At 37.2% G+C, this 26,212-nt stretch carries 21 protein-coding genes; 5 read left to right on the top strand and 16 right to left on the bottom strand.

Features of this window, described 5'->3' with window-relative positions:
* Positions 1-123 precede the first annotated feature (123 nt).
* From FJR11_RS04175 to FJR11_RS04160, 4 genes are all read left to right on the top strand, one after another.
* Entirely contained in the window at positions 124-489 is a 366-nt protein-coding gene (locus FJR11_RS04175; protein ID WP_168502462.1) for a response regulator transcription factor, read from the top strand.
* A gap of 64 nt (positions 490-553) precedes the next feature.
* Positions 554-1,027, top strand: coding sequence for a chemotaxis protein CheW (locus tag FJR11_RS04170; protein ID WP_168502461.1), 474 nt, complete (start codon positions 554-556; stop codon positions 1,025-1,027).
* A gap of 122 nt (positions 1,028-1,149) precedes the next feature.
* Positions 1,150-5,553, top strand: coding sequence for a GAF domain-containing protein (locus FJR11_RS04165; RefSeq protein ID WP_168502460.1), 4,404 nt, complete (start codon positions 1,150-1,152; stop codon positions 5,551-5,553).
* Positions 5,554-5,692: 139 nt separating this feature from the next.
* Positions 5,693-9,367, top strand: a complete 3,675-nt coding sequence (locus tag FJR11_RS04160; protein ID WP_168502459.1) for a hybrid sensor histidine kinase/response regulator — start codon at positions 5,693-5,695, stop codon at positions 9,365-9,367.
* A 45-nt stretch (positions 9,368-9,412) separates the two neighbouring features.
* Here FJR11_RS04160 and FJR11_RS04155 read toward each other — a convergent pair whose 3' ends face one another.
* The 11 genes from FJR11_RS04155 to FJR11_RS04105 form a co-directional block, all read right to left on the bottom strand.
* Entirely contained in the window at positions 9,413-10,534 is a 1,122-nt protein-coding gene (locus FJR11_RS04155; RefSeq protein WP_168502458.1) for a nucleotidyltransferase family protein, read from the bottom strand.
* 2 nt (positions 10,535-10,536) lie between these two features.
* Positions 10,537-11,481: an SMP-30/gluconolactonase/LRE family protein gene (locus tag FJR11_RS04150; RefSeq protein WP_168502457.1), complete on the bottom strand. Its 945-nt coding sequence runs from the start codon at positions 11,479-11,481 to the stop codon at positions 10,537-10,539.
* Positions 11,482-11,514: 33 nt separating this feature from the next.
* A complete protein-coding gene (locus FJR11_RS04145) occupies positions 11,515-12,408 on the bottom strand; it encodes an SDR family NAD(P)-dependent oxidoreductase (protein ID WP_168502456.1) in 894 nt (297 codons plus the stop codon).
* A gap of 13 nt (positions 12,409-12,421) precedes the next feature.
* Positions 12,422-13,111, bottom strand: coding sequence for a glycosyltransferase family A protein (locus FJR11_RS04140; protein ID WP_168502455.1), 690 nt, complete (start codon positions 13,109-13,111; stop codon positions 12,422-12,424).
* Positions 13,112-13,171: 60 nt separating this feature from the next.
* Positions 13,172-13,924, bottom strand: coding sequence for a glycosyltransferase (locus FJR11_RS04135; protein ID WP_168502454.1), 753 nt, complete (start codon positions 13,922-13,924; stop codon positions 13,172-13,174).
* 3 nt (positions 13,925-13,927) lie between these two features.
* Positions 13,928-15,016, bottom strand: a complete 1,089-nt coding sequence (locus tag FJR11_RS04130; protein WP_168502453.1) for a serine kinase — start codon at positions 15,014-15,016, stop codon at positions 13,928-13,930.
* A gap of 80 nt (positions 15,017-15,096) precedes the next feature.
* The gene (locus tag FJR11_RS04125; protein WP_168502452.1) at positions 15,097-15,549 is read right to left on the bottom strand and encodes a PqqD family protein; all 453 of its coding nucleotides are present in this window, start codon (positions 15,547-15,549) and stop codon (positions 15,097-15,099) included.
* A 214-nt stretch (positions 15,550-15,763) separates the two neighbouring features.
* Positions 15,764-16,999, bottom strand: a complete 1,236-nt coding sequence (locus tag FJR11_RS04120) for a nucleotidyltransferase family protein (protein WP_168502451.1) — start codon at positions 16,997-16,999, stop codon at positions 15,764-15,766.
* Between the two features lie 51 nt (positions 17,000-17,050).
* A complete protein-coding gene (locus FJR11_RS04115) occupies positions 17,051-17,941 on the bottom strand; it encodes an ABC transporter permease (protein WP_168502450.1) in 891 nt (296 codons plus the stop codon).
* 129 nt (positions 17,942-18,070) lie between these two features.
* Positions 18,071-19,153: a spermidine/putrescine ABC transporter substrate-binding protein gene (locus FJR11_RS04110; protein WP_168502449.1), complete on the bottom strand. Its 1,083-nt coding sequence runs from the start codon at positions 19,151-19,153 to the stop codon at positions 18,071-18,073.
* Positions 19,154-20,290 carry an ABC transporter ATP-binding protein gene (locus FJR11_RS04105; RefSeq protein WP_168502448.1) on the bottom strand — a complete coding sequence of 379 codons (1,137 nt, stop codon included), beginning with the start codon at positions 20,288-20,290 and terminating at the stop codon, positions 19,154-19,156.
* Between the two features lie 82 nt (positions 20,291-20,372).
* Between FJR11_RS04105 and mrdA the strand changes: the two genes are divergently transcribed.
* Complete coding sequence (mrdA, locus tag FJR11_RS04100; RefSeq protein WP_168502551.1) at positions 20,373-22,151, top strand: penicillin-binding protein 2; 1,779 nt, start codon at positions 20,373-20,375, stop codon at positions 22,149-22,151.
* Positions 22,152-22,197: 46 nt separating this feature from the next.
* Here mrdA and FJR11_RS04095 read toward each other — a convergent pair whose 3' ends face one another.
* The 5 genes from FJR11_RS04095 to FJR11_RS04075 all read right to left on the bottom strand — a co-directional run bounded on the left by FJR11_RS04095 (position 22,198) and on the right by FJR11_RS04075 (position 25,957).
* A complete protein-coding gene (locus FJR11_RS04095; RefSeq protein WP_168502447.1) occupies positions 22,198-22,590 on the bottom strand; it encodes a VOC family protein in 393 nt (130 codons plus the stop codon).
* Positions 22,587-23,015, bottom strand: coding sequence for a HEPN domain-containing protein (locus FJR11_RS04090; RefSeq protein WP_168502446.1), 429 nt, complete (start codon positions 23,013-23,015; stop codon positions 22,587-22,589). Before FJR11_RS04090 ends, FJR11_RS04095 begins: the two co-directional genes overlap by 4 nt.
* Positions 23,012-23,344 carry a hypothetical protein gene (locus FJR11_RS04085; protein WP_168502445.1) on the bottom strand — a complete coding sequence of 111 codons (333 nt, stop codon included), beginning with the start codon at positions 23,342-23,344 and terminating at the stop codon, positions 23,012-23,014. Before FJR11_RS04085 ends, FJR11_RS04090 begins: the two co-directional genes overlap by 4 nt.
* A 79-nt stretch (positions 23,345-23,423) precedes the next feature.
* Positions 23,424-24,704 carry a VWA domain-containing protein gene (locus tag FJR11_RS04080; RefSeq protein WP_168502444.1) on the bottom strand — a complete coding sequence of 427 codons (1,281 nt, stop codon included), beginning with the start codon at positions 24,702-24,704 and terminating at the stop codon, positions 23,424-23,426.
* On the bottom strand, positions 24,701-25,957 hold the full coding sequence (locus tag FJR11_RS04075) for a VWA domain-containing protein (RefSeq protein WP_168502443.1): 1,257 nt from the start codon (positions 25,955-25,957) through the stop codon (positions 24,701-24,703). The genes FJR11_RS04080 and FJR11_RS04075 overlap by 4 nt, the downstream gene beginning before the upstream one ends.
* Positions 25,958-26,212 lie beyond the last annotated feature (255 nt).

The following is a 26,212-nucleotide window of genomic DNA, read 5'->3' as shown; positions in this document are numbered from 1 at the left end:
GAAATATCTATACAATGTATAAAATGGGATAGAATAAAACACTAAAGAGTGTATATTTGATCTGTCTAAGGACATATTTCAATTTTTGTTAACATTCTTAAAAGAATTAAATAGGTAATTATCATGAGTACGGTTCTAGTGGTGGAAGATGGCATAACTGATATGGAAGTTATCAGTCTATACTTACAAAAGGCTGGTTATTCTGTGGTTTGTGCCACGAGTAGTGCAGAAGCACAATCTAAACTAGGTAGCACTAAACCAGATGTAATAGTTTTAGATGTAATTTTACCTGACAAAAGCGGTTATGAAATTTGTCGGGAATTAAAAGATAATGCCGAAACTAGAAACATTCCTATAGTTTTTTGTTCTACTAAAAGTAGTGATGTAGATAAAATGTGGGGAAATATGTTAGGTGCAGATGCTTATTTAGCTAAACCAGTAGATAAGGAAGAATTGATGCGGACTTTGAAAGGATTGATTAAATCGTAAATTGTTGATTAGTCACTAATTGATAGTGACTAAAAAGAATTATCTAGGGCAAGGGAAATTAATTTTGGAAACCAAACAAAAATTTTTAAGCTTTTCTTTGGGAGTCAGAGATACAGCGATAATTCCCCTAGAACAAATTACAGAAGTTGTGCAAATACCACTAACAGAAATATGTGGTGTTCCACAAATGCCTAATTGTGTTGTGGGGATTTATAACTGGCGGGGTGAAATGTTGTGGTTGGTTGATTTAGAAGAAATGCTAGGTTATCCACCACTTTTACAAGGGTCAAATTTTCTCTCAAAAATGATGGTGTTAGTTTTAGAGAATGAAGGCAAGTATTTGGGAATATTAATCCGTCAACTCATAGATATTGATTGGTTGGATACTCAGCAAATGAAACAACCATCTGGAGAGGTATTCTATCCAGAAATGACACCATTCTTGCGGGGGTATTTTATTAATGATTCTGAACAAATGATTTTCAATTTAGATGCTTCAGCAATTCTGCAAACTGCTATGTGGACAACACATAACTGAAGAAGGAGTCAGGAGTCAGGAGAAAGAAAGAGGAAGAAGAAGGAATAAAACTACCAGTCCCCAGTTCCCAGTCCCCAGTCCCCAATCCCCAGTTCACTAATATAATTATTGAGGTTAATGGCATGACGACTTTATATCAAAATCAAAATGAAGATGCTGGAAATGTTTTTAGTACAGCACAAAGCGAAGAAAAGAAAAAAGATAATGGCAATTTAGGCAACGGTGCTAATTATGATTCATCTAGTAAAAGTTTAATTGCTCAAGAATTCAAAATCTGGAGACAGCGGTTTCAGGAAATAACAACCCGAATGCGTCAAGTTGCAGATATCGAGAAGTTATTACCTGTAACAGTGGCAGAAGTTAGAGAGAAATTATTGTGCGATCGCGTCTTAATTTATCAGTTTACCACAGATGATATCGGAACAGTATTAGCTGAATCAAGAGCCACCGGTTGGACTCCGGCTATTAATGAAAATCTGGCAGCTATTTTGTTTGGTGTTTATACAAGTCTAGATTATCTAGAACCTGTAGTTATTGACGATATCAATCAAATTCAAGTTACCCCCTACCAAAAGCAGCTACTAGAAAAATTTCAAGTTAGAGCTAGTTTAAGTTTACCAATTTTTGTTGATAGTAAAGTTTGGGGTTTATTGGTAGTTCATAGTTGTGGATTACCCCGACAATGGCAAGAAACAGAAACCACACTTTTATCACAAATTGCCACAGAAATTACTTATAGAGTCCAGGGATTTAAGTTACAAAAAGAACTCAAACAATCTTCCCTAGCCAAGCAATCAGCAGCGAAAGTTATTACCAAGATTTTACAACAGCCAGATGTAGAAAAAATCTTTCAAACCACCACTCAAGAAGTCCGCCAATTGTTGAAATGTGATCGCGTTGGTGTCTATCGTTTTAATGATGATTGGAGTGGTCAATTTGTCTCCGAAGCAGTGGGAAATAATTGGGTAAAAGTGGTAACTCCCGGTTATAAAATGGTCTGGGAAGATACCCACCTGCAAGAAACCAAAGGTGGCAGATATGCTCAAGGAGAAACCTTTGTTGTTAATGACACCTATAAAGTAGGTTTAGCCCAATGTCACATTGATATTTTAGAACAGTTTGAAGCCAAAGCTTATATAATTTCTCCCATCTTCTCTGGGGAAAAATTATGGGGTTTACTCGCAGCTTATCAAAATACTGGAGCGCGGGAATGGCAAGATTGGGAAGTTAGCTTTTTAAATCAGATTGGTTCACAGTTTGGTGTGGCTGTTTCCCAAGGTGAATATCTGGGACAAGTACAAAAGCAAAATGAACAAATAACTCAGATTAGCAAACAAGAAAAGGCTTTAACTAAGATTGTTAACCGCATCCGTCAGTCTTCCGATATGGGGGAAATCTTTAAAATTGCTACCCAGGAAATGCGTCAAGCTTTGCGGTGTGATCGGGTTGCAGTTTATCAATTTCACCCTGACTTTAGCGGTAAGTTTGTGGCGGAATCAGTTAGTAGTGGTTGGAATAAATTAGTTACTACAGACCCCAAAGATATCATCGAAGATACTTATTTTCAAGAAACCAAAGGAGCGCGGTTTGCTAAAGGGGAAACCATTGCAGTCAATGATATCTACACAGCAAATATTACCCCTTGCTACTTGGAATTATTAGAGCAGTTTGAAGCCAAAGCCTATATCAATGTGCCGATTTTCTTTGAGGATCAATTGTGGGGTTTATTGGCAGCTTATCAAAACTTTGAACCTCGTGAATGGCAACCTTCAGAAGTTAGCTTTTTATCTCAAGTCAGTTTGCAATTTAGCCAGGCTAAAACCCAAATAGATTATGTACAAAAATTAGCACGAGCGGCTGAACAGGAAAAAGCCATCAATAGGATTGTTAACCGCATTCGTCAATCCTTAGATGTAGAAGAAATATTCAAAACAACTACCCAAGAAATTCGCCAGGCTCTGCAATGTGATCGTGTCGCAGTCTATCAATTTAAACCAGACTGGGGTGGTGAATTTGTCTACGAGTCAGTAGGTGTGGGTTGGACGCAATTAGTCGGACCAAATATCAAAACGGTTTTGGACGATACTTACTTACAGGACACTAAAGGTGGTAGATATGCCAAGGGCGAAACCTTTGTTGTCAATGACACCTATGCCATAGGGTTGGCTGATTGCCATATTCAGATATTGGAACAATTTGAAGCCAAAGCTTATGTGATTGTCCCTATTATCTTTGGTGATAAATTATGGGGTTTGTTAGCAGCGTATCAAAATACTGGTGTTCGTGAATGGAAAACCTCAGAAGTTAACTTTTTGAATCAAATTGGCTTGCAATTTAGCCTAGCAAAATCACAAGTTGATTTTGTGCAAAAAGTACAGGATCAATCAGAAGAATTAGCTAAATTAGTCGAACAAGAAAAAGCGGTTAATAAAATTGTTAACCGGATTAGACAAGCGACAAATGTAGAAGAAATCTTCAGAAACACCACTCAAGAAATTCGTCAAGCGTTAAAATGCGATCGCGTCGGAGTCTATCAATTTCACCCTGATTGGAGTGGTATATTTATCGCTGAATCAGTGGCTAGTGGTTGGACAAAAATAGTTACACCAGAATTCCAAATGGTGTGGCCAGATACCCACCTGCAAGAAACCCAAGGTGGTAGATATGCTAAGGGTGAAACCTTTGTTGTGAATGACATCTACCAAGTCGGCCATGCTCAATGTCACGTGGAAATTTTAGAACAGATTGAAGCTAAAGCCTACATGATCGTGCCAATCTTCTTTGAAGAAAAATTATGGGGCTTATTAGCAGCTTATCAAAATTCTGCACCCCGTGAATGGCAACCTTCAGAAGTCAACTTTTTAATTCAAATCGGGTTACAATTTAGCCTGGCTAAATCCCAAGTTGATTATTTAGATAGATTAAAGCAGCAATCTGCAAAAATCGCTCAAATACTTGAACAGGAAAAAACTTTCTCCAAGATAGTTAACCAAATTCGTCAATCCTTAACTTCAGGAATTGAGGAAATTTTCAAATCCACAACTCAGGATATCCGCCAACTATTCAAATGTGATCGCACCGCTGTCTATAAATTCACATCTGATTGGGGTGGTCACTTTGTCGCTGAATCAGTCGCTACAGGTTGGATAAAACTAGTTACACCTGAACATAAAACCGCCTTTGATGACCCCTGTTTACAAGCAATGAACGGCGGTGATTATAAGAAAGGTCAAAAATTAATAGTCAGTGACATTTATCAAGCCAGCTTTGATACTTGCTACATTGAAATCCTCGAAGGGTTTGAAGCCAAAGCCTATGCAATTGTCCCCATCCTATTTGGGGAAAAACTTTGGGGATTATTGGCGGTTTATCAAAACTCTAGTACCCGTCATTGGCAAGAGTCAGAAACCAACTTGTTAGCGCGGATTGGTGATCAATTAGGATTAGCTTTGCAACAAACAGAATTCTTGCAACAACTACAAACCCAATCCGCCAAACTATCAGACGCAGCAACTAGAGAAAAAGCAGCTAAAGAACTACTCCAACAACGTTCCATTCAACTGCTCATGGCTGTCAGCCCTGCTCTCAAAGGAGATTTAACAGTCCGCGCTCCCATTACAGAGGACGAAATAGGAACAATTGCTGATGCTTATAACGGGACTCTCAAAGCACTACAGCAAATCGTTATTCAGGTACAGTCATCTTCCCAAAAAGTAGCCGAAACCTCTACTAACAGCAGTACCTCCCTAGTAGGATTGACTGGTTTAGCTAAACAACAATCTGACGAAATCACTAAGGCTTTGAGTGATTTGCAACAGATGGTAAACTCTACCCAAGGGGTAGTTAACAACGCCCAATTAGTGCAGATAGCTGTTCAACAAGCCAACAAAACTGTAGATTCTGGCGATACCGCTATGAATGAAACAGTCAATGCTATTCAAGCCATTCGAGAAACCGTAGCTCAAACCAGCAAAAAGATTAAACGGCTGAGTGAGTCATCTCAAAAAATCTCCAAAGTGGTAAATTTGATTAGTAGCTTTGCGACTCAAACCAACGTTCTGGCTTTGAATGCGGCTATTGAAGCCACTAGGGCTGGTGAATATGGTAAAGGCTTTGCAGTGGTAGCTGATGAAGTGCGGTCTTTATCTCGTCAGTCAGCATCAGCAACCATCGAAATTGAAAAATTAGTTCAGGAGATTCAAGCAGAAACTGGGGAAGTTGCAGTGGCAATGGAAACAGGGATTCAGCAAGTTGTCGAAGGAACAAACTTAGTTAATGAAACTCGCCAAAACCTTAATGCTATCGTTTCAGCTACTGCGGAAATTAGTCAATTAATTGAACGCATTACTGAAGCCACCCAAATCCAAATGCAGCAATCTGGTACAGTTACTAAATCCATGAATGATGTGGCTGAAATTGCTAACAAAACCTTTGGAGAATCTCAAGAAATTGCCCATGTCTTCCAAAGCTTAACCGGAATGGCACAGGATTTATTAGCAACTGCTAGTAAGTTTAAAGTCAAGTAAGGGATTGGGTAATTGGTAATTGGTAATGGGTAATTGGTAATTGGTAAGAAATTATTACCAATCCCCAATCCCCAGTCCCCAGTCCCCAGTCCCCCAGTCCCCAATTTAAAATAATTACTAAAATCTAAAAGCAAAAATTATGATTACAGATCCAGCAATTCGTGAACAAGGCTATGCCTATTTCCTGGGTGAAGCACCAGAATTGTTACAAACTATTGAACAAGATTTATTTACTTTAGTTGAAAGTTCTAGTACAGCTAAAGTACATAATTTAATGCGGGCAACACACACAATTAAGGGTGGAGCAGCCAATGTTGGACTCGATACCATCATGACAATTGCCCATTCTTTAGAAGATATATTTAAGGCTTTATATAATCCCAATGTAGTTATTGATGGTGAATTACAAGCTATGCTTGTAGAAGGTTATGAATGTTTGCAATTAGCAGTTACAGCCGAACTTACCAACAGTAATATTAATGCTGACGGGCTTTTAAATCGAGCTACTACAGCATTTGCCCAAATTCAAGAAAAGTTAGGGGATGCTTTTGGGACTGAAACCCATATTCCGACATCGGAAGAGTTGGGATTTGATATTGTTAAATCTATTTTTGAAGTTGGAGTAAAACAACGTCTAGATATTCTGAGTCAAGCTCTTAGTCATCCACCAAATAATCCTGAGTTTTGTGAATTATTACATTCTCAAAGTGAAGTATTTATCGGTTTGGCAGAATCTTTAAATCTCCCAGGATTGCAATCACTAGCACGCACAATTATGGCGGCTGTAGATGCAAATCCCCAAAATATATTAGAAATTGCAAAAATCGCTTTTACTGATTTAAAAGCCGCACAAATAGCTGTTTTAGAAGGAGATCGTACCTCTGGAGGCTCACCATCTCTAGAATTGCAAGCGCTGGTAAATGTCAACGATGATTATTCGTCTTCTGTCACAACAACCAGTTCTTTGGCAAGAATACCAAAACATGAGTCGGCAATTACATCTATAGATAAATCTTATGCTGAGAGATTTTTTAATATTACCACTGAATTCTATCAGTTTCTAATTACACTTAGTAATGGTAATCATGAACCTTTAAAACCAGTTCATGCCAAGTTTTATTTAAAAGTAATTCGCTATATTTTTGGCTGGTTTAACCACTACAAAGAAATACCAGAATTAGAACTGAATCTATCTTTATTAATTCCTCCACTTACTCAAAAATATCCCGTAAATTATTTAGAAGATTGGCTACAACAATTTCTTTACTTTATAGAAAATGAAGGAGATAACCAAGCTTTATGTCTTTATCGTCGTGGTGTCATTTTAATTATTCTTCTAGCAATTGCCAAATTCCAATATACTGTTGAACACTATAATAGTGCTATCCCCATTATAAAAAACTTAAGACAGCAAATCCGTGAATTAGGTAAAAAATATAAAAATTACCCACCAGTGACTGAGGCTGAAAAAAACTGGCTTGATCATCCTAAGTTACAGGATTTGTTAGTGATCAAAGAAATAGTTCCTTCCTTGTTAATTGAAGATAATAATAATCTTCTAGAATCAATATGGGGAGGGGACGTTATCTTAGATGCTGATGATGAAATAGTCGCAATACCAATTGTAGAAACAGGAGAAGCTGTTAAAAATAATAGTTATTTAGAAAGTGTCACATCATCAGCAGTCAGTGAAGAGGTAATCACAGCAGATGATACTCCAAATATTAATCAGCAAGTAGAAGAAAAAACTACTGATGCTGTGAATAGAAGTTCCCGTCAAGCTTCCTTTGTGCGGGTAGATGTTGAAGGACTACAAAGGCTGAATTACCTCACAGGTGAATTACTAATTTACCAAAAAAGACGGACTTTATACGATGATCAAATTGTAGAATTAATTGATAGATTAAGTCAGCAACTTAACCAACACCAACTTACTTTATATCAATTACGTGATTTACCATTACAAGGGAATCATGTCACATCTCACAACACCCAAGCAGTCAGTACAGTAAATTTTGATTCTTTGGAAATGGATGTATATTCAGAGTTTCAATTAACATTGCACTCAGCAATGGAAGAAACTTTGCAAATCCAAGAAACTTCTGAATCTCTGGAATTATTGATGAGACAAGCTGCTCAAATCAGTGAGAAAAAACAGACTTTAACCCTAAATATTATAGATAACTTGGTAGAAGCGAGAATGTTACCTTTAGGAACTATTCTGAGTCGCTTTCCCCAAATGGTGCAGAATTTAGCCAATGTTTATGGAAAACAGGTAGAATTAAAGCTTACTGGTACACAGGTTCTAGTTGATAAAGCGATCGCGGAAAAGCTGTATGATCCTCTATTACAACTGGTACGTAATTCTTTTGATCATGGGATTGAACTTCCAGAAATTCGTCATGAAAGAGGTAAATCTGCACAAGGTATTATTGAAATTCGTGCCTATAATCAAGGTAGTCAAACTGTTATTGAAATCCATGATGATGGACAAGGTTTAAACTTAGAAAAGGTTCGCAGTAGAGCCATAGAACTGAATCTGATTCCCGATGATAATAGTAAAGATTATGTTCATCATCTCAGCGAGTCTGAACTGATAGAAATGATGTTTGCTCCGGGATTTTCTACAGCCGGTAAAGTCAGTGAAATCTCTGGACGGGGTATGGGTTTAGATATTGTGCGTACCCAAATGCAATCACTGAATGGCTCAATTTCTGTGCAATCATCTCCTCATCAGGGAACAACATTTATCCTCAAAATTCCTTTTTCTATGACTACAGATAAACTCATGTTAGTTCAGGCAGGTGGTGTTATTTATGCTTTACTACAAGATAGTATTGAAAAAATAGTTATTCCCTCTGCTCAACAAATCAAAGAATTTGAAGGCAAACAATTTTTACATTGGCATACAGATGACGATGAATTGATGGTAAATCTGCAAAAATTAGAAAATTTAATGTATTACAATGGTGCAGTTCTAAGTACAAATAATCTGCAAAATTTACCCGATAATTCAGAAGCAGGAATGTTGAAAAATCCCATCATTTTACTCCGTCGTAATCAGGGAATGGTGGGAGTAGAAGTTGACCAAATTATTGGGGAACAAGAATTAGTAATTAGACCTTTAGGCAGTTCCATTACTCCACCAAAATATGTTTACGGTTGTAGCAGTTTAGCTAATGGTAACTTGATCTTAATTATTGATGGCACTCTGTTGATTGATACTAAGGAAATGCAAGCCACATTGGATGTCATGAAGCTACCCATGACACCCCCATCAACTCAACAAGCTTTGCCAATGTCAGAAGAGGCAATTGCCTCTACACCTCTAATTACTACATCTACTCCCGCAACTAATAGCCAAAAACAGCTAACTGCTAATGTGTCAGGAAATAGCAAATTACCAAAAGTAATTTTAGTGGTAGATGATGCTATTAGTCTGCGGCAAACTCTCTCTCTGACTTTGCAAAAATCTGGCTATCAAGTATTACAAGCGCAAAATGGTGTAGAGGCTTTAGAACAATTGCAATTACATCCAGAAATTGAAGTAATTATCTCTGATTTAGAGATGCCAAGGATGAACGGATTTGAATTATTAAGCCATATCCGTCAAAACCCAGATATTGCTAAAAAACCAGTTGTGGTTCTCACTTCTCGCAGCGCGGAGAAACATCGTCAGTTAGCTTATGAATTAGGGGCAAATTATTATTTAACTAAGCCTTATTTGGAGCATGAGTTTCTCTCTACTGTTAATAGTTTGGTTAATAGAAATAAGGAAGATTTAAATCAGGGTTTAATAACAGCAGGTAAGTAAATTTAGGATAAATCACAAAAAGGTTGAATTATCAGTTTCTTTATTTTATGATTCAGCCTTTTCTACTAGCCTTTTTATACCTTTAATCGTTGCATGGTAAGGAACTTGCCACAAATTTTCTAAACCCCAAAGATATTGTAAATATTGAGTAAATCCTAAAAAATTTGATTTCCCATTTTCATCAGATACCATTCTTGCATATTGGTAGTATCTTAGATTCAAACGATCTAATACGCTATTATTCTCCTGAGTCATAATCTGATATTCACGATCTTCAAAGCGGGAAATTGATAAGTTCATTATCTCTGTCAAAATCGAAGACGGTATAGAAATATTTAAAATTTCCTGTAAAGCTGTGATCATATTTTTTAGCACTAAAACCAAGCGGTATTCTTGAGCTTTGATAATTAATTGCTTCCAGTCAATTTGATTTTCTGAAGTATTGATAATAATTGCCGCATCAGCTAGTCTATTACTTGAGATCACCTGATTTTTCAAAGCCCCACAAATATACAATAATTGATCTGTTGGATTTAAAATATGTATTGATAATTCCCCCAATTGAGTAATTATTGTATTTTTCCAGAAATCATGTTCGGCTTTTTCTGCAAACCCATCTGCGAATAAATGCCACCGCAAAATAAAAGATTGATTGGAACTGTTTTTAAATCCTATCGCTTGGGAAAATGGAAGAATTTCTTGAGGTACTTTTCCTGTTACTTGCCAACCAAGATTCTGCAATAAATTAATCCCTATTAAAGCATCTGATGGCTGAATCAACAGTTCTAAATTAGAAATCATTCGTAATCCATTATCGCAGTAATAATGAAGATTTAACGCTGCATCTTTAAGCAATAAAGATTTAATTCCTTTGTCTTGAAAAGATTTTAAAATGGGAGTAATCACTTGAAATAGAACTTGGTTTTCTACCCAAGTCCGTCGGTAAACTCCCTTGAGTCTGGCTATATGCACATCTATCACTTCTTGTGCAGATAAATTCCGATAAAGTAAAGGTAATAAGCGATAAGATTCAGTATCTATATTTTCAATATCAACGGTTTCTCTCCATTGTTGCCAGGAATTTAAACCCGTTTTATCTGACAATAATGCTGCTTGCAAAAGCCATATTTTCTCATGGGAAAGTCCAGATTTTTCTTGCTTATTCATGATCATATTTTGACACCTGGAATATTAACTCTAATTTTGTAAACAGAGGTAGAAGCTGTAATATAAAGACTTTGGTAATCTTCATCTCCCCAAGCACAATTTGCAGGTACTTCTGGAGTGACAATTGTTCCTAAATGATTACCTTCAGGATTGAATACCCACACACCACCACCACCTGTGCAGTAAATGTTTCCTTGTGTGTCTACTTTCATTCCATCTGGTAAACCGGGTTTTTCGACTTTCATATCATAAAAAATCCGTCCATTGGTAAGTTTTCCATCAGGTTGAACATCGAAAACTCGGATATGACGACGTTCTGAATCATCTATATACAGCTTTTTTTCATCAGGTGAAAATGCTAAACCATTTGGTTTGATAAAATCATCAGCAACAATAATAATTTCATTGTTATCTGGTGAAATTTGATATACTCCTTGAATTGGTTGCTCCTGTTGTTCGGGTTTGATACCATAAGGTGGATCTGTAAAATAAATAAACCCGTCACTTTTAACAACAACATCATTAGGACTATTAAATTTTTTCCCTTGAAATGTATCAGCTAAAATAGTAATTGAGCCATCTTTTTCTGTGCGAGTAACTCGACGTGTGCCGTGTTCACAAGCAATCAATCGTTCTTGTTTATCTTTAGTTAAACCGTTAGAATTATGGCTAGGTTCTCTAAATATTCTTAATTGACCATTAGGGTTAAGCTTATATATTTTATTAGCAGGAATATCGCTAAATAGCAGATATTTTTCTTCACAAAACCAAATCGGGCCTTCTGTAAATTTAAATCCTGTAGCTACGCGCTCAATTTTCGCATTTTTAGGAAAGAGGGTTTTAAATGTTGGAGATTTTGCCTCTAATCTACCTGATGCTAATTTTTTGGGCAAAATTGCAGCTATTCGTTTTATTTTTCTATTAATTCGTTGAATAAAATGAAACATTATGTTTAGAAAAAGACCATAAATAGTTTTTTATTAAAGTGGATTTTGAGCAACACGATAATTATATAATGTTGTGCCACCATCAATTTTAAGAACTGTTCCCGTCGTAAATTTTGAAAAGTAATCTGAGGCTAAATAAACAGCCGCTCTACCTATATAACAAGGAGAGATACTACAACCATGCAACAGGCTATACTTAATATTCAATGGTTGTTTTTGCTCATCTTCTGCTACCCAAGCGGGAGCAATTCCATTGACTCTTATTTTGTCTGCGGCTAAGTCTACTGCTAATTCCTTGATAATCATGCCTAATGCTGCTTTTGAAGAACTATAACTAGGCCAACGAACAACGGTTTCTTGGTGGATAGAAGTCATAAAAATAATAGAACCCTGAATAGAATTATTCACCATCATTTTAGAGATAAGTTTAGTGAGATACATAGGACCAAATATATTAGTTTGAAAAGTTTGATGCCATTCTCCTAAATCTAAGTTATTGATTCCCATTGTTTCAAATTGAATGCCTACATTATTGACAAGAATATCAATTATGATTTTGTTTTCTTCCAAAATGCTATATAAATAATCAATATCTTCAGGTTTTGATATGTCTGAAACAAAGCCTCTTACCTTAACTGCATAGGTATTTAATTCTTTTTCTAAGTTTAAACATCCTTCCTCATGGATATCGGTAAAGAAAATATTTGCACCTTGTTTAGCCATTTCAATAGCGATACTTCTGCCAATATTTTTTGCCGCTCCGGTAATTAGGACATTTTTTCCAGCTAAAAGCTGATTATCTAAAACTACTGAAGGCTCTACTATTTTGACAAAGACTTTTGGTTTGAGAGTAGGAACTGGGTCAAGGAAGGCTTGTAATGCGGCTTTGAAACGAGTTTTAATGTTGTTTAGCTTAGTCTTTATCATAATCTTGAATATCCTAACTCTTAGCGCGTCGGCGATCTAGTGATGCTTTGAGAATCTGAATATATTCAGTTTGATATTGTTTTTTCTGAATTCCTTTATTGGTTTCATGTAGTCTTCGCTTTGCTACTAAATCGGGTAACATCATTGTTTGGAGTCCTATCTCTGTAAGACGCACTTGCCAACTAGCAAATTCGGCTAATTTCCAATGAGTTTCAAATAAACCAACCCGAAAAAAGGAGTCCTTTTTTATCAGCAGTGCTGAAGGAATATGTCCCGGCATTAACTTATTAGGGACGTACAGTTTGGCTTTGAGATTTTCTGCCAATTCTGGACTAATAAACTGTTCAACTTGTCCGAATACAACATCAAGATTGGGGTTATTTATAAACGTTAGCATTTGGCGCGTTAATTTATCATCTACCCAAAGGTCATCTGCATCAAGAAAGGCAAAAAAATCACCTTTGGCTAATTCTATGCCGCGATTACGAGCCGCAGCAGTACCACTGTTGACTTGACAACAATATTGCACCGCAGAACCAAATCCCTTGGCTATTTCTGCACTAGCATCAGTTGAACCATCATCTATGACGATAATTTCTAGGGGTTGATAGGTTTGAGCTAGTACACTTTCGATGGCTTGGGATAGATATTTTTCACAATTGTAAACGGGAATAATGACGCTGATTAAAGGATTATTTTTCATACTTATTTTTGATTTTCTTTACGTTCAATTGATTGTTTCATAATCTTTTAGCAGTTGAATTTAAGGAGGATTACCAATGTATTCATTAATTGGCATATCTAATAAAAAATTGGTTGGAGATAGTTCTTTTTTTCGGATTCTATCTAAACGTTTTTTGTATATTTTGATGAATCCCAGTTCAACTAAATTTTTACCCCCGGTCATATTTTTTTGATGCTTTCGATAAAATAGCATTACCTGATCTATAAGAAGTTTAGGTATACCATTTTCCCAGGCTCTGACAAACCAATCAACATCTTCAGCATAGTTGAGAGTTTCGTCAAAATAACCAATTTTCTCAAATACTGATTTTCGATAAATTGCACTTCCTAAATTAATATAGTTGTAAGGTTTATAGACAGGTTCAAAAGTAGGTTTTTCCGCAGATGTTAGTTGTGATAAATTCATTTGTTGAATTAACCCTTGAACAATATCTATCAACGGATTCTCTACTAAGTAATTTGTTTGTAGTTGCAGTTTATCATCCGACCAAAGATCGTCAACATCCAAAAAAGCAATTACATCACCTTTTGCCATCTTTATCCCACGGTTTCTTGCCGCAGATGGACCACTATTTTCCTGATAAATATAGCGGATATTATCTTTAAATTCGGCAGCAACTTCCCCAGTTTTATCTGTAGAACCATCATCAATGACAATAATTTCTAATGGTTGATAATCCTGATTTTTGACATTTTCAATGGCTTCAGCTAGATATTTTTCTCCGTTGTAAACTGGGATAATAACGCTAATAAATAATTTCTGATTTTCCATTTTCTATTGTTTTGTAAGCAGATTAAAAATCACTTGAGGAATTTGCTCTAAATCAGTCCCCAGTTCTAAATAATAACAAGGAACTTGTTTCAAGACTTGCATCATTATTTGACAAGCTTCTTTCCCTGCACCCGCTAATTGAATCATCGTACTTGGTACGAGTGAAGCTAAAGCAGCAGCAGCAGAAGTAGCTGTTAAAGAAGTATCTGTTTTTCCCGTAATACGCGGAACTAAAACTGCACGAATGGGACAACTTTTCAATATTTTTTCAGGAAAATGCTCGTTAATAAAATAAACGGCTTTTTCTGAATCCAAGCGATCGCTATTACTGATAGCTTCAGCCAAAAATGGTAATCTATTTACATCATCGGCATTTTTTTTGCCTGTGTTGTAAATACTAAAAACTGTTGGTGTTGGTTCACAGGTAATCAAACTGTAATCGTCACTGGCATAAAAAAGCTCTGAATTAATACAGGTTAAAGCCGTTGTTGATTTTCCAGATCCTCCCTTTCCTACCAACAACACACCCCCGCTAGGGAGTCCCACAGCACCACCATGAACCAGTTGTATTCCCCGTTTACTCATCCAGACATTTAAAATTGTCCTTAATGGTGAACCTGTTTCCCAATAGGGAATTTGTTCCGTTGTATCTACCCAATAAATACCTAAATTGCGATCGCTATCCAACAGACTCAATGCAAATGCACCCCATTGAAAACTCGTATGAATGCGATCAGTATTAAATCCGTGAATTTCTCCGCGCTTGGGATGATGATGATTTCTCCCCCAAGGTGGAGGAGGCATAATAGTATTGGTTGAGGTGCTATCCCACAAACAAACTGTTAAATCGGGATTAACAACAGGCTCAATTTCTAAATGTCCTAAAGCCGGAGTTTGATAAGGAATTAAAGCCGAACCTGCAAACCGCAACTGAATTTTAAACCCACCAATATTATAAAACCGATTAACCGCACCCCCTACAGATGCTTCCGCTTTTTCGTATAGTTTATAAATTGAATTAAAAAAAGCAATTGGGTCTTTTTGCTCTGTTTGAATTGAATTTTCTGATTCTTCAATATCAGTTTTAATCATTTTGTTTTATTGGTATTTTTACCCTGATCATGTTGGGTTTTGTGATCTCAACCCAACCTATACAAATGCTATTTACTAATTTAGACCTTAGCACTTGGCCAACCCATTTCTGGCTCTACATCATGGATAGGATCTAAAGCCAGCAATTCTTCCATGTCTGTATATTTGTTTAAAGTTGGTGGTTCAAATTTCAGCTTTTCTATAGCTTGAGTTGGCAGATCATCATTATTTGTATGCGTTTGATTTTCTGAATCTGTTGCGTCAATACTAATCAAACTTTCGCGCTGCAATTCTGTAATCAAATTGTTAACAGCGGTGGCAATTGTTTCGCTGTTACTGTCGTAGCAACTAACCATTTCTGCCAAAATCTCACCTCTGGAAAGACCTCTAGCTAGTTTTTCCCAAATATCTGCTCCGACTGTCACCAAACTATAATACTCTCCCCCATCTAGATTGACGATGACTACTTCACCCTCAATCATTTCGTGGACAACCTTTGGGACATTGATTTTAAATTTTTCAGATAAATTCATTGTGCTTTGAAACGGAATGAGATTGTTTGCTTAATCCAGATTTAATCATAATGTAAATTCGATCACATCTTTTTTAAAGATTTAATAAAGAAGTTTACATTTTCTTAAAGATAGATAATATAGCAATTTGATTTGTATATTCCTGACTCATGCTAAAATGCCCTAATTGCTAGGGAATTCAGGGATATTGTTGTTCAAAATTGCTATGGAAAAATCAGGAATTGTGGTTAATTTTTTTTAACAATTGCCCTCCCACTAAGCGTATTGGTCGCAATAAATAGTAAACAAAAGCGGGGAACTCTACCAAAGGCAATACTAACCAATCCGAAGTAGTTGGCGTTGTGGCTAAACGCAAAGAATAAAGTATTTTATCTTGTACACGTTCTCTGATACTCAAATGAAAGCGAGTTACTTTCCCATCTTTCAATGAGTCATCAGTATTTTGGAACAGATTTTGGCTAACTTCAACTGCCAGTAAACTAACTTTTGGATCTGTCTGGATTTTCTGCCAAACTTCATTAGGTAAAGCAGTTCCTAAAATATTTCGCGCTAGTGTTAAAGCTAAAAATAAGATTCTTTGACCACCTTTAATTCTTGCTATCTCCATCAATTTCTGCCAATTTAATTGGGGATGAGAGCGAATTAATTCAGCCACATCACAAATGCGAGCCAAATTTGTCCAACAGTCTTTCGTTCCATGTCCAGCTAACATCAACAGCGTATTTTCTGGAGAAAGATTGGGAACACTTTTACCAGCAATAGTAACTGGCTCTAAATCTTGCCACAATGCCTCAGAATCAATGGGGAAGGAAAAATAGTTTGGCATTACTCCCCAGTGGAGTTCTACCACCAATTCTGTTTCGGGATGAATAAAAGGATAAGCAGCTTCACGAACCAATTTATGAATACTTTGCGATCGCACAAATGCAGCTTTTTGCTCTTGAGTAACTTCGATGCGTTCAATTTTCATGTTATACCCCTGAGACAGGAAAATTTGTTTGGCCTTTTCCACATCTTTGGGGTGAACTAAAATATCTAAATCACTAAACTGTCGTAGTGATAAATTGCCATAGGCACTCGCAGCTAAAACTGGTCCTTTAAAGGGAAGAACTGATATTTTTTCTTCTGCAAATAAATTTAGTAGCCGTACCAATTCCCCGCTTAAAAGTAAACTACGCCGAGTTTGAGCTAAAAAATCAAGTCGTAATTTGCTCAAAATCGCTTTGGGAACTACTTCTGAAAAATTTTTGGAAAGACTAGAATACAATAGAGGCAACACTCGTTGCTGTTGCGCTATTTCTATCAATTTATCCCAATTTATATTTTTTGCCAGAAGTTCTCTAATATGATCAGCAGTTTCTGATTCTATGACGGTTTTGGCACAGCAAAGCAGTACCTCAATTTCAATACTGGTCTGTGATAATGCAGTTTCAACAGTTAAATTGTGCAATCTCCGTCTCCATTTATAAAATTCAAATTTTCCAATTATTGCAAATAATTTTTATTTTTTCGGTGTTGCTTCACCAAATTTAATCACCAGAGTGATAGCCATACTCACCATTAAAATCAATGTCATACTCAAAGCCGAACCAAAACCCCAATTTTGAGTAGCACCCAGAAACTGGTTATAAACTAACCTTGCTGCTGTCATACTCGACGCACCACCAAGTAATTCAGGGTCTATAAAATCCCCCAATCCAGTAATAAAAACTAGCAGCGAACCAGCAGCAATTCCTGGTAAAACTTGGGGTACAGTCACTTTCAAAAAAGTTTGTACTGGATTTGCACCCAAATCAGCAGCAGCTTCTAATAACTGTTTATCTAACTTTTCTAAAGAAGCATATAAAATTAACACCATGTAGGGTAACAAGCTGTAACTCATGCCAATTAATACCGCTGAATTACTGTTGAGAATATCTAACGTAGGTAAACCGACAGAAGTTAATAAACTATTTAATAATCCCGTGGGACGTAAAATTGTAATCCATGCGTAAGAACGCAATAAAGAAGAAGTCCATAAAGGCAAAACAAAAGCTAATACCAACAAATTTTGCCACCGCTTTGGCACGATCTGAGCAATCCAATAGGCAACAGGAAAACCTAGAATTAAAGTAATAATAGTAGTACCAAATGCCAAGAAAAGTGAATTGAAGATAACTTTTAAATAAAGCGGTTCAAAAATGCGAATATAGTTACTAAAACCACTAGGATTTACTAGATCACCTGGGCGAATATCCGGTACTAAACTTAACTCAAAAATTATTAGTGTTGGCAAAACTAACAATATTAATAACCAAATACCAGATGGTGCTAGTAATGCGAAGGGAGGTAGCCAATTTGCCCAGACATGAGCTAATTTATTTGTTTTGTTGAGATTGCTAGGAGATTCCATTTAAGAATTAGGGATTGGTGATTGTTTACTAGGGCGGGCTAGAAGCCAACCCCACAAGAGTTATATATTTATTGTGGTGTGGGCATCCTGCCCGTCCATCTTCATTTTTAATTACCAATTACCCCTTTTTTAAGTTAGTAATTGAGTCCAATAGCGGTCATAAACTTCTTCAAATTTTCCCAGAGGAGTCAGCCGTTCACACTTGGCTAAAATTGATTCAGGGGGAAATAAATTAGTATTTTCTTGAATTGTCTTTGGTAATTGTTCAAATCCTGCTCGATTAGGAGTAGAAATATATAGTCTTTCGGAAATTTTCGCTGCTATTTCTGGTTCCAAAATTAAATTAATCCAGGCATAAGCACCAGCTATATTAGGATTAGATTTAGGAATGACAATAGTATCAGTCCATAATGAAGAACCACTGCGAGGAATTACAAATTTCAGTTTGGGGTTTTCTTGAGAAATTTTGACTGCATCAGCAGAATAACACATAGCAATTGATAAATCCCCTGCCAGAATTTTATTTTGCCAAGCATCAGTATCAAAGGCAGCAATGGCAGGTTTTAATAATTTTAATTTCTCATATGCTTCTTTAACTTCATTTTCATTTTGTGAATTATAGGAATAACCCAACATCCGCAATGTTGCCCCCATTACCTCCCGCACATCATTGAGTAAGGTAATGCGTTTATTTAGCTTATCTGTGTTTTGCCAAAGATATTCCCAATCTTCAGGTGGATTTGGCAGTTTTTCTGAGTTATATAATAAACCCGTTGTTCCCCAATTAAAGGGAATACTATAACGGTTATTAGGGTCATAAGTAGGATTATTAAATTGTGGAAATAAATTATCTAAGCCAATTAAGCGGCTATGATTTATTTCTGTTAATAAACCTTTTTCTGCCATTTTCTGGACCATATAGTCAGATGGGTAGATGATGCTATAAGTACCAGCACCTCCAGCTTGCAACTTAGCCAACATCACATCATTGGATTCATATACATCAGCTATTACTTTCATCCCCGTTTGAGTAGTAAAGGTAGTTAGTAATTCTTTATCTGTATATTGCGTCCAGGTATAAATATATAGTTGGTCGCTTTGGTTAGAGCTAATATAGTTAGACCCTACATTAGCCAGTCGCCAGCCACAACTACCTAAAGATAAGGTAGAAAAAGCCGCCATCTTTTTGAGAAATTTACGTCTGTTAGTCATCTAATTTGCATCTTGACTAATAGCTAAACAGTCAGTTGTTTCCCACCAAGCATAAATAGTTGTATTCCGGTCTGGTAAGTTACCGAATGTATTAGGTTGTAAAACATTGATGTTAATACCGTTGATTAATTGCACAACATAATTAACATAAGCACCTAAATACATGACATTAATTAATCGTCCTTCAAAACAGTTTATTGGTATATTAGGTTGATAGAGAGAAAGTTGAATTTTCTCAGGACGGACACTGACAACAACACTTTGGGATATTTCTAGGGGTGTTTGTTCACAGCGTCTCACAATAATGGTTAATCCAGTTTTAGTAGAAATTTTGACACATTCTGCATCTACTTCCGCAATTTCACCACTAAATAGATTGGTATCACCAATAAAATCAGCGACGAAAGTTGTTTGGGGACGGTCATAAATTTGGCTGGGAGTACCAATTTGTTCTATTTTGCCTTGATTCATTACGGCAATGCGATCAGATAAACATAGTGCTTCTTCCTGATCATGTGTCACCATAACAAAGGTTAACCCTAAATCTTTGTGAAGATTGGATAATTCAACTTGCATCTCCTTGCGAAGTTTCAAATCTAATGCTCCCAAAGGTTCATCTAGAAGGATAACTGCGGGACGATTAACCAAAGCCCTGGCTAAGGCTACCCGTTGTTGTTGACCACCTGATAGTTGACTGGGAACACGCGATCGCAAACTTTCCATTTTTACGAGCTTTAAAGCTTCCGTAACTCGACTAGCAATTTCTGATTTGGATATTTTTTTTAATCGCAGTCCAAAAGCAATGTTTTCCCAGACATTCAAATGATTAAATAAAGCGTAACTTTGAAATACAGTATTCACAGGTCGTTGATAAGGAGGAACATCGGTCATTAACTGACCTTGAATTAGTAACTTCCCAGCGTCAACCTTCTCAAACCCAGCAATTAAACGAAGTGTGGTTGTCTTTCCACAACCAGAAGGGCCTAAAATACTAAAAAACTCCCCCTGTCTAACATCTAAATCCACTCCGTGTACTGCGGGTTCTTGGTTAAAAAACTTGAATACATTACGCAATTCAACATCAAGTGGCTGTAATGTTTTTAAACCTCTTTGATTCTGCATCACAGTTTGAGCCATAATCTTCAGTAGAATGCCCTGATATTTAATATTGTCAGTTGTCCCTAGTCCCCAGTCCCCAGTCCCCAGTCCCCAAGTCCCTATGGCTATTTTACCACCATTACTTAGTAGTCAAAAAAATACACGCACAGTTGGACGTGGTGTCCAATCTACATTTGTAATTTTATTCACATTATTAATGTTATCTGGAATTGGCGCTCGGTTAATTTATTTACAAATTGTGGAAGGAAAAAACCACAGACTTCGCGCAGAATCCAACCGCATTCGGATTATTCCTAAACAACCAGAAAGAGGTAATATTTTTGACAGGAATGGTAAATTATTAGCCAGCACCCGTTATCCTCGGTCTGTATATTTGTGGCCAATGGCACATACAAAACCCTCATGGTCGGTGGTTGGCCCACGTCTAGCAAAAATACTCGACACGCCCCAAGAAGATATTGAAAAAATCCTTGAACAATCTGCTGTCAATCCTTCCTCCCTAATTCGCATTGCTCGCAACTTAAATGAAGCACAAATTACAGCATTAAGAGAGTATGAAAATGAACTACCAGGAGTAGAAATAAATACGGAAGCTGTTCGTTATTATCCCCATGGTAAAGAGTTAGCACATATACTTGGATACACTCGTGAAATCACTGCCGAACAGTTAGAAAAAAAGAAAGCTGATGGCTACCGATTGGGAGATGTTATGGGTCAAATGGGGGTAGAAAAAGCTTATGAAAAATTATTAAGAGGTGAATGGGGAGGACAACAAGTAGAAGTAGATGGTAGCGGTAGACCATTACGCGTATTGGGAAGCAAACAAGCTAAAGCTGGAAATGATCTGCACCTGACCATAGATTTAGATATGCAAATGGCCGCAGAAAAAGCTTTGGGTAATCGTAATGGTTCAATAGTTGCACTTGACCCCAAAAATGGGGCTGTTTTAGCAATGGTGTCTCATCCTACCTTTGACCCCAATATCTTTTCTAAACAAAAACTTTCTCAAAAAGATTGGAAAAGCGTCCAAGGTTCTGAACATCCTTTAGTTAACCGGGCTATTAGCGTCTTTCCTCCAGCGAGTACCTTTAAAATCGTCACGACAACGGCTGCACTAGAATCAGGTAAATTTTCTCCTGATACAGTATTGCAAACCTACGGTTCTTTAACTATTGGTGGGACTAGGTTTGGTGAATGGAATCATGCTGGTTTTGGACCATTGGGTTTTGTAGGAGCGATGCAGTGGAGTAGCGATACTTTCTTTTATCAAGTTGCCAAGCGAGTTGGTGGACCAACACTGATTGAATGGACTCGTAAATATGGATTTGGTCAAAAAACCGGGTTTGAATTTACAACGGAAGAAGCCAAAGGTTTAGTTCCTGATGATAAATGGAAACAGAAAACATGGAAGATACCTTGGAGTGTTGGTGACACCGTGAATATGTCTATTGGCCAGGGGGCTTTACAAGCTAGTCCTTTACAAGTCGCTGTGATGTTTGCTGTACCTGCCAATGGTGGTTATCGAGTTCAACCCCATTTACTTAAGGATAATGAAGAAGCTAGAAGCTGGAGAGAATCATTAAACCTCAAACCCATAACCATTAAAATTTTGCGTGATGGCTTGCGGAAGGTAATTACTGAAGGTACGGGTAAGGTATTAAATGTCCCTTCTCTTCCTCCTATAGCTGGTAAAAGTGGCACTGCTGAAGCTTGGAGGGGAAGAGTTAAAGAAAATCATGCTTGGTTTGGCGCTTATGCACCTGCGGATAAGCCAGAAATTTTAGTGGTGGCTTTTGCTGAACACTCTGGTGGTGGTGGTGGTAGTGTTGCTGCACCTATGATTTTAGAAATAATGGAAAAACATTTTGCTAAAAAATAGGTAATTGGGGATTGGGTAATTGGTAATTGGTAATCCTGAATTCGGATTAAATTGCACTAAATTCATAAATTTCTAAGGGTAAATTATCAGGGTCTTGAAAGAAGGTAAACTTTTTGCCTGTAATTTCATCAACTCTGACATTTTCAACTTCGATATGATGAGAGTTTAAGTAATTTACACTTTCTTCAATTTCCTCAACTGCAAAAGCCAAATGTCTTAAACCACAGGCTTCAGGATAACCAACTCTTTTAGGAGGATTAGGAAAAGAAAAAAGTTCAATTTGGGTATTTCCTACTTTTAAATCTAATTTATAGGAATTTCTTTCAGCCCGAAATGTTTCGTGAATAATCTCAAATCCTAAAATTTCAACATAGAAATGTTTGGATTTTTTGTAATCAGAACAAATAATAGCAATGTGATGAATACCGGAAATTTTCATGTTTTTTTATTACTGGTCAACTTATCTAATAATTGGAATAGGTTTTTTGCGTTCTTAAGAGCTTGTTCTGCTTTAGGAATAAGACGATAAGAAACTATACTATCTTCATAGTCAACTTCATTTCTTAACGATCGTAACCGTTCTAAAGTTTGTCCTAAAATTATAAAATCACGTTCTTTACTACTTTTTAATTCTTGAATTACATATTCATGTACACCTCTTGTAAGTCCTATTAAATTACTATATCCCTCAAAATCTCTTAAGTAGTTTCTAGTTGAACAAAAAGCCGAGTAATACGCTCTACTAATACAAGAGCGTATTTTAGCTTCATCAATTGATGCACTATTTCCCTGATTTGAGGTATTAATTACTTCATTATATAAAGTTTGTGCAACCTCTAAATAACTTAACCAATCAAATTTCATTCAAATTCCAAATGAATACAAAGATTTACAGCAACTCCTAATGAAGCGTCTATCCACCAATTTTCATCAAATTCATCTAGTTGATTTAAAGCTTCATCAACAGATTCTGGACTAGCACAGATAGAAATAATCAGATATTCCCATTCTGAAGATTCAGGATCAATATACAACTTTAACCGTAATTTCTCGGTTGGGAAATACTTTCTGATTTGTGGATGAGCTTCTAGAATTACATCTATCAGATTTGAATGATTTTGCAAAAATCTGTTGACATCAACAGTGTTTTCTATTATGTAGAAGTCATTAATTGTTTGACTTTGAGCAAGCATTATTAACTCCTGATTTGTTTAGACATCACAAGATGATCCTATTATATTCTCAAGGGCAGGCTTTTAGCCCACCCTCCAGCTATTCTTTCAAAACAGTCTTTGATGCCATTCTTGTCTTTTTGCGATCGCTCTCAGTTAGTTCTTCTCCAGCTTGTAAGCGAGTAGCAGAAACTTGTAACACCGTGGCTGCATTGGTGTCACCGATTTGTAAAGCAGTGTTAGCAGCAGTTTGTAACATGGTGGCTGCACCAATGCGATCGCCTTGTTCTAATTTTGCCTCGGCTAATTGAGTTTGGCGATATTTAGCTAATAGCAAAATTGAATTTAGCACCTGGGAATTGAGAGCAGGTTCATAGCTCTTGGTGAAATTAGCGTATATTGGCACTAACGGGGAAAGTAAACCCTGTTTATTCAAAGATGGGTCATCGTAGCGAATTTGGATATGGCCAATAACTTGTTTCCCTTCTGGTAATTGTCCCAGATAAATATTAGCTAAAACAACCCGTTCAGCATCTTTCATTAAGTCCCCCAACCGCACCACCAAAGTCCCATTGGCATCTGTGTTTACTGGTAACTCAATGGTATCTGGGGAAACTTGGGCAACGGGTTTGAGTTCCGCTAGACGCACAGCCGGCACGAAAGATAGAAGTAAGTGGGCATTTGTTAACCCCACAGACTGTATGCGCCGAAACAGCCTGGCAAATTGGGTTACAGCTTGTTCGGGGTTCTCGATATAAGCGAGAGTCCCACCACCAGCATCAGCAATCTTTTCCAATAAATCTGGATTCCAGTCATGACCAAAACCCAGGGTATTGATTGTCAGATTGAGTTTGGCAGCTTTTTGGGCAAGTTGCAAACAACGTTTATTGTCATTGGGGCCAATTTGCCATTTCCAAATTTTTAAGCCATTATCCCCATGGCCATCTGTCAGCAGGAAAGCTTGGGAAACAGCCCCCTTTGTGCCTTTGAGTAGTTCTGTAATCCCCAAAGATAAACCCTCGGCAATGACAGTCCCACCAGCAGCCTTGAGCTTGGCTTTGAGTTGGGTTTTGATGCTTTCGATATCTTGGACGATTTGGTTGGGGATAATGACTCCCGAAGTACCAGCAAAAGCGATGACGGAAATCCTGTCACCAACTTTTAACTGATCTAATAATTGCTCAACTGCTTGAATGACGATATTCATGGGTTCACCGGACATAGAACCACTTTGATCGAGAATCAAGCAGAGATTCAAGGGCAAATTTTGTTCAAACTCGGACGGAGTGGCGGAAATAGAAATTGAGAGTTGACGTTGATTACTTTGTTGGGCAGCATCAACGTTAGTATCATTTAGAGCCGATGTTAGTTGAACTTTCATTGAGGAGAAGCATCTTGCAAAATAGTTTTTGAGACAATTCTGGTTTTCTTGCGATCGCTTTCTGATAACTCTTCCCCGGCTTGTAAGCGTGTGGCAGAAATTTGTAACACCGTTGCCGCATTAGCATCACCCATTTGCAAAGCAGTTTTCGCCGCCGTTTGTAACATCGTCGCTGCACCAGCCCGATCACCCTGCTGTAATCTTGTTTCTGCTAACTGGGTTTGACGATATTTGGCTAAAGCTAAAACCGACTGTTGCACCTGGAGATTGGGGGCTGGTTGGTATTCCCTGGTGGCGTGGACGTAAATTGGTAGATTGGGGGAGTATAGCCCGATTTGGTTAGCGGCGGGGTCATCGTAGCGGACTTGCAGATTAGCGATCGCCTGTTTACCTTCTGGCAACTGTCCCACATAAATATTAACTAAAACTACCCGTTCCCCGTCTTTCATTAAATCGCCCAACCTCACCACCAACCGTCCATCGCTTTCGGGTTGTACTGGTAACTCAATGGTATCTGGGGAAACTTGGGCAATGGGTTTGAGTTCTGCTAACCGCACATTAGGCATTAAGGATAATAATAGTTGAGCGTTAGTCAATCCCACTGTTTGCATTCGACTAAATAAGCGACCAAATTCCGATACAGCCTGATCTGGGTGTTGAATATAAGACAATGTCCCCATGCCAGCATCAGCGATTTTTTCTAAAACTTTATCATTCCAATTGTCACCAAATCCCAATGTATTCAGGGTTAAGTTATAGCCAGCAGCTAATTGGGCAAATTTCAAACAGCGATCATTATCACCATGTTCATTTTCCCCATCAGTGAGTAAAAATGCTTGGGAAACGGTATCATGTTTACCCTTGGCTAATTCCTCAATTCCTAAGCGTAAACCCTCATCAATGGCAGTTCCTCCATCAGCGGTAAGTTGTTTAATTTGCTTTTTAATATGTTCTCGATCTGTAATTAACTGATTGGGGACTAAAACCTTGGCACGGTGATCAAAAACAACTACACTGAGACGATCTTCAGGAGTCAAACGATCTACTAATAAACAAGCGGCATTTTTGACGGTTTCCACGGATTTCCCCATCATGGAACCGCTATGATCGAGAATTAAGCATAAGTTCAAGGGTACAGTCCGATCTATTGTTTCACCACTAGCAGAAACGGAAATTGCTAGTTGACGTTGAGTGCTGGCTTGATTTGCGTCAATACCTGCATCATTTAAAGCCAGTTGTAAATTTACTTTCATAATTTCTATTTCCTATCTAGTTTAGACATACATAATTTTATAGATAACTTCAAACCGCATCCTCTATACTACGGAAAATCAGTTAATGACATAGAGTATATTGCAGATAAATAATGGTATCTCCTCAATATATCGGGGAAAGAGTTATTCAGGCATCCATGACTTTACGGCGTTTTAGATAAACACCGATGTGATGCTTTAAGTATTCTTAACATTAATGCTGTAATAATTACATTTACCTAAGTAACATAAATT

The sequence above is a fragment of the Anabaena sp. UHCC 0187 genome, assembly GCF_009712035.1.
In the GTDB taxonomy this organism is placed as follows: Bacteria; Cyanobacteriota; Cyanobacteriia; order Cyanobacteriales; family Nostocaceae; genus Dolichospermum.
This window is presented reverse-complemented; position numbering and strand designations above follow the sequence as displayed.